This is a genomic window from Acidimicrobiia bacterium (assembly GCA_029210695.1).
Taxonomy (GTDB): Bacteria; Actinomycetota; Acidimicrobiia; order Spongiisociales; family JAHEDJ01; genus JAHEDJ01.
Genome location: JARGFH010000107.1, coordinates 1 through 5,985 on the forward strand (window position 1 = coordinate 1; position 5,985 = coordinate 5,985).

Annotated in this window: 3 protein-coding genes and 1 pseudogene; 1 reads left to right on the forward strand and 3 read right to left on the reverse strand. The window is 63.5% G+C overall.

Going from position 1 to position 5,985, the window contains the following annotated elements:
* Positions 1 to 137 precede the first annotated feature (137 nt).
* Positions 138 to 1,595: pseudogene (gene treS, locus P1T08_18040) on the forward strand (maltose alpha-D-glucosyltransferase).
* A gap of 365 nt (positions 1,596 to 1,960) precedes the next feature.
* Here treS and P1T08_18045 read toward each other — a convergent pair.
* From P1T08_18045 to P1T08_18055, 3 genes are read right to left on the reverse strand one after another with little or no spacing between them, the layout of a single operon-like run.
* Entirely contained in the window at positions 1,961 to 3,556 is a 1,596-nt protein-coding gene (locus P1T08_18045) for an alpha-amylase family glycosyl hydrolase (protein MDF1597980.1), read from the reverse strand.
* A 52-nt stretch (positions 3,557 to 3,608) separates the two neighbouring features.
* Positions 3,609 to 4,034: an SRPBCC domain-containing protein gene (locus tag P1T08_18050; protein ID MDF1597981.1), complete on the reverse strand. Its 426-nt coding sequence runs from the start codon at positions 4,032 to 4,034 to the stop codon at positions 3,609 to 3,611.
* Positions 4,035 to 4,057: 23 nt separating this feature from the next.
* Positions 4,058 to 5,899: a long-chain fatty acid--CoA ligase gene (locus tag P1T08_18055; protein MDF1597982.1), complete on the reverse strand. Its 1,842-nt coding sequence runs from the start codon at positions 5,897 to 5,899 to the stop codon at positions 4,058 to 4,060.
* Between the last annotated feature and the right edge of the window lie 86 nt (positions 5,900 to 5,985).

Consider the following 5,985-nt stretch of genomic DNA (forward strand, 5'->3'; position numbering starts at 1 on the left):
GGTCTCCGGCATCACCCACGACTGGCCCGCCGCCAACCAACCTCACCGAAAGCCACTTTTTCGGCAGCCACCTAGAAGAACCGGGCGATGCACCCCGGTGACGAGCAATGGGCCTGCTCAGGATCTACGATGCGCTAATGCCCGTTCCATACGACTGGTACAAGGACGCCGTCTTCTACGAGGTTCCGATTCGCTCATTCCGTGATGGCAACGGCGACGGGTTCGGCGATTTCGCCGGTTTGATCTCAAAGCTCGACTACATCGCCGCGCTCGGCGTCACCGCTATCTGGGTGCTCCCCTTCTACCCATCCCCTCTGCGGGACGACGGATACGACATCGCCGACTTCCGGGCGATCGATCCTCGCTACGGCGACCTCGACGACTTCCGGACCTTCGTCGAAGCTGCCCACCAACGAGGATTGAAGGTGGTCACAGAACTCGTCATCAACCACACCTCGGTCGACCACCCGTGGTTCCAGCGGGCCAGGCGGGCGCCCGCCGGGTCCCCGGAACGCGACTTCTATGTGTGGAGCGACACCGATACGAAATTCCCGGAGGCCCGGATCATCTTCACCTTCTCGGAGGACTCCAACTGGGCCTGGGACGACGAAGCCGGCGCCTTCTACTGGCATCGCTTCTTCTCGCATCAACCCGATCTCAACTACGACAACCCGGCGGTCGGGGAAGCCGTCTACGAGGTCGCCGACTTCTGGCTCGGGATGGGCGTCGACGGGATGCGGCTGGATGCCGTGCCGTATCTCTTTGTGCGGGACGGGACCAATGGGGAGAACCTTCCCGAGACCCACGCCTTCCTAAAGGAGTTCCGGGCGTACATCGACGAGCACTACCCGGGAACCATGCTGCTGGCCGAGGCGAACCAGTGGCCCGAAGAGGCTGTTGCCTATTTCGGCGACGGGGATGAGAGCCACATGAACTACCACTTCCCGCTCATGCCGAGGCTCTACATGGCAATGGCCCTCGGCGACCGGACTCCCGTCCAGGAGATCCTGGCCGGGACACCTCCCATCCCGGCGGTCGCACAGTGGGGCATCTTCGTTCGCAACCACGACGAGTTGACCCTCGAGATGGTCACCGACGAAGAGCGGGCCCTGATGCTCGATACGTACGCCCGCGACCCCCGGGCCCCGCTGAACGTTGGCATCCGGCGCCGCCTGGCCCCCCTGCTGGGCAACGACCCCCGCAAGATCCGCCTGATGCTGGCGCTGCTGTTTTCGTTGCCCGGATCACCTTTCCTCTACTACGGCGACGAGATCGGGATGGGCGATGACCTCGACCTGCCCGACCGCGACGGCGTCCGTACTCCCATGCAATGGGATGACTCACCGAACGCCGGCTTCTCATCTGCCCCACCAGATGCCCTCTACGCTCCGGCCATAGCCGACCCGGTCTACGGCTACGCATCGCTGAACGTGGCCGCCGAGGAGGCCGATCCGGAGTCGCTGCTCCACTGGGTGCGGCGGACAATCGCCACCAGAGGCCGCCACCCGGCCTTCGGGCGGGGTGCCGTCGAATGGATCGAGCCGGCCGATTCGGCCGTTCTGGCGTTCCGGCTGAGCCACGAAGACGACTCGCTATTCGTGGCGGTCAACTTCGCCGACCGCCGTGCGGGGGTAGAGATTCCGTCGGGCACCGACGCCTTCACCGACCGTGCGCTGGAAGGCTCGGTGATCCTGGACCCATACGGTTTTCACTGGGTAGTTCTTCGGTCCCCCCGCAGGGGGGAAAGTACCGCCGCCGCAGACGGAGGTAGAGGGCCTCGGTCCCCCCGCAGGGGGGAAAGTACCGCCGCCGCAGACGGAGGTAGGGGGGCCTCGGTCCCCCCGCAGGGGGAAAGTACCGCCGCCGGCAGGCGGGGGTAGGGGGGCCTCGGTCCCCCCGCAGGGGGGAAAGTACCGCCGCCGGCAGGCGGGGGTAGGGGGGCTCTTGGCAGGCCGACACATCACGCCGGCCGCAGGATCACGCCTTCGTGCGATCTCAGGATGAGTCGCTTCTGCACCGGTCCATCCCGGTCCATGTCGGTCGAGACCTCGATCTCGCCTGGTCCGGTCGAAACCACTCGCTCATCCTCGGTGAAGTTGAGCGCCACGACGAGGCGCTCGGCGCCCAGCGTACGCTCGTATGCGAAGACGCCCTCAGCGGTCCTGAGCGAGCGATACGACCCGAATCGGAGCACATCACTTCCGCGCCGGAACTCCAGCAAGCGCCGGTAGAGGTGCAGCATCGACCTGGGATTCTCGAACTGGGCATCGACGTTCAGCTGCCGGTGGTCGTCGGGGATCGGGAGCCACGGTTTGGCCGACCCAGGCGGCGAAAACCCGGCCGTCGGAGACCCATCCCACGGCATCGGCGTGCGACAACCGTCCCGCGACTCAACGGTGGGTTCCTGCAGCGACCACGGATCCTGCTGCCGGTCGCGCGGGATCTCCGCATTTGTCAACCCGAGTTCGTCCCCGTAGTACAACGTCGGCGTTCCCCGCAGCGTCAGCAGGAGCATGGCCGCCACCCGGGCCTGATCGGCTCCGTACCTTCCCACCAGTCGGCGCTCGTCGTGATTCCCGAGCACGTAATTCGGCCAGCCGCCCTCCGGGACGGACGCCTCGACGGCCTCCACCAGTTGGCGAAAGCGGCCTGCGTCCCACGGCGCCCAGATGAGCGAGAAGTTGAACGGCATATGCAGCTCGTCTAGGTCGTCTCCGTAGTACTTCGCCCATTCATCGAAGTCGAAGATGTGGATCTCACCCACCGTGAACCGATCGCCCGGGTAAGAATCGACGACGGCACGCAGGTCGCGGAACACCCGGTGGACGTCCGGGTGGCCCTTGTCGTACAGGTGGAGTTGTGCGTCGTACTCACCCAACGCCTTGAACGAGGCGTCGACAAACGGGGCCGGAGGGTTGTCGCGCAGCTCAGGGTCCTTCATGATCAAGTGGGCGACATCTAGCCGGAAGCCGTCGACATCGCGGTCGAGCCAGAACCGGACGACATCGAACATCGCCTCTTGCACCTGCGGGTTGCGCCAGTTGAGATCGGGCTGGGAGACGAGGAATGAGTGGAGGTAGTACTGCCCCGTCAATTCATCGAGCCTCCACGCTTTGCCTCCAAAACCGGACAGCCAGTTGTTCGGAGGCGACCCGTCCTCTTTGGGATCCCGCCAGACGTACCAGTCGCGTTTCGGGTTGATCCGTGACGAACGCGACTCGATGAACCACGGGTGCCGGTCGGAGGTGTGGTTCGGCACGAGGTCGATGATGATCCTCAGGCCCCGATCGTGGGCGGACGACAGCAACTCATCGAAATCCTCCAACGTGCCGAAGATCGGATCGACGTCGCAGAAGTCCGACACGTCGTAGCCGAAGTCCTTCATAGGAGATGGGTAGAAGGGCGACAACCAGATGGCATCGACGCCGAGAGTGTCTGAGAGGTAGTCGAGCATGTCGATCACGCCGCGCAGATCACCCACCCCGTTACCGTCGGAATCGGCGAAACTGCGCGGATAGACCTGATAAACGACGGCGCTCTGCCACCAGGTGGTCATGTCGCCAGGCTACGTGGTTCCAAGGCCGGCCCTACTCGTTCTCGACCCTGCGTCACGCCGGCCGTTCAGCCTTGTCTTTCAATCCTTTGGCGAACTGCTTGAACGAGGGCAGCAGATCGGGCATCGACCTCCAGATCGGTTGCAGGAACAGACCGGTGTACTCCTCGCGCATGTCGAATCTCGTCACCGTCTCGCTCTCGGGCGTCAACGTGAACGTCCGTACCCCTTTGAACAGCCCGAACGGCATCCCGCCGGTCCACGTCATACTGGAGGGAACATCCAGCCCTGTCACTCTCACGGAAAACGCACGACCCGGATTGACCTTCGAGTAGACCTTGATCTTGTTGTCGAACGCGATCGAGCCTTCCACTCGTTCGACGCCGGAGTCCCATCCGGTGTATCCGGACGCGTCAACCAGGACGGCCCAGACGGCCTCAGGTGTGGCGTTGATCGTGGCGGTGACCTCGTACGACTCCATGAACGGCTCCTCGAATCAGCGACTCAGACGTATAGACCCTCGATCGCCTCAGCGTAGCGTTCGTGGATCACCCGTCGCTTCAGCTTGAGCGTCGGGGTGAGCTCTTCGCTCTCGGGCGTCCACTCGTTTGGTAGCACGACGAACCGTTTGATCTGTTCGACCCTGGCGACATGTTCGTTCGCCTCATCGACCGCCTTCTGCACCTCGGCCTGGATCTCCGGCAGTTGCGAGAACGATGCCATGTCCGTGTAGGGAATCCCCTGCCGTTCGGCCCAGGCCGGCGCCATGTCTCCGTCGAGCACGACGAGGGCGCTGAGGTACTTCCTGCGGTCGCCGATCACACACGCCTGGCCGACGAGCGGATGATTCTTGATCAAACCCTCGAGCTTGGTCGGTGCGATGTTCTTGCCACCGGCCGTGATGATCAGTTCCTTCTTACGGTCGACGATCGAGACGAACCCGTCGGCATCGATCTCGGCGAGATCGCCGGTCAACACCCAGCCGTCGACGAACGTCTCGGTAGTTTCGTTCGGCATCTTGAAGTAGCCGGCGGTGACATTGCCTCCGGTCATCATCAACTCACCGTCGGCGGCGAGTTTGACCTCTCCACCGGCGATTGCCCGTCCGACCGTGCCGATCTTGTTGGCCCCCGGCAGATTGGTGGTGCCGGGACCGCTCAGCTCGCTCATCCCCCACAGCTTGAAGAGCGGCAGGCCGATCCCCTGGAAGAACTCGAGGAGTTCGGGCGCAATCGGCGCGGCCGTTGAGATGGCAACGGTCACCTCGCCCATGCCGAGTCCGTCGAGGATCTTGGTGAGCACGATCTTGTCGAGCACCTTGTGCCGCAGTCCGGTCAGGAAGGGAATCGGCTTCCCCTGCTGTTGGAGACGCACGACCTCCTCGCCGGTTTTGATGGCCGCCATCGCCAGGGTCCGTTTCAGACCTTCCTCGCCTTCCAACCGCGCCATCAATCCCGCCTGGAACCGCTCGTAGACCCGCGGGGCGGCCACGAAGATGTTGGGCTTGGCTTCCTGCACGTACTCGAGTACCTGGGTCATGTCCGGGCAGTACCAGACCTCACCGACGTACTGCAGTCCCAGGTAGTGGCTGGCGACCCGTTCGGCGATATGGGCCAGCGGTAGGAAAGACACGAGCCGGGGATGGCGCGGGAGGCTGATCGTCCGTTCTGTCGACTCGACCGTCCACAGGACGTTGTAGTGGGTTATTACAACGCCCTTCGGCGTCCCGGTGGTGCCGGAGGTGTAGATCAGGGTGGCGATGTCGTTGGGAGTCAACTCGGAACTGCGTGCGTCGACGAGGTCCGGGGTCGCCGCTAGTCGAGCCTTGCCACGGGCGAGCAGATCATCCCACGACAAAACCCAGTCGGTGTTCGCGTAATTCTCGGCACCTTCCATCAGAACGATGTATTCGAGGTTCGGAAGTTCTGGCTTCGCCTCTTCCCACCGCTTCATGAACTCGAGGTTCTCCAGGATTGCTACCCGTGCTCCGCAGTGGGCGCCGATGTAGGCCACTTGCTGGGTCGCCAGCGTCGAGTAGAGCGTCACCGGCGTGGCAGCCGCGTGCATGACACCCAGGTCGGCGATCACATGCTCCGGTCGGTTGGAGGCCATCAGCGCCACGAAGTCGCCGCGACCAACTCCCAGGTCGATGAGGCCGGCCGCCACCTCGAGCACTTGGGTTCGATATTCCGACCAGGTGAGCTCCTTCCACACATCGCCTTCGCGCCAATGAAAGGCCGGTCGGGATGGATGCTCGGTCGCGTTGCTGGCGAAAACGTCAACGACGGTGCGCCCTTCCACAGATGCATCTATCTCGGCTCTGACTATGGCCTCGTTGCTCGCCATGGTGTCCTCCTAAGCCTGGATCCACCGGTCTGATCGGTGTCTGACGGTTGGGATTGACATAGAAAATGCCTTCTGACCTGGGAGAA

Bases quoted from the DNA above. Each gene is read 5' to 3' on its own strand.
- P1T08_18045 (MDF1597980.1), bottom strand. From the start codon at position 3,556: ATGACCACCTGGTGGCAGAGCGCCGTCGTTTATCAGGTCTATCCGCGC.
- P1T08_18055 (MDF1597982.1), bottom strand. From the start codon at position 5,899: ATGGCGAGCAACGAGGCCATAGTCAGAGCCGAGATAGATGCATCTGTG.
- P1T08_18050 (MDF1597981.1), bottom strand. From the start codon at position 4,034: ATGGAGTCGTACGAGGTCACCGCCACGATCAACGCCACACCTGAGGCC.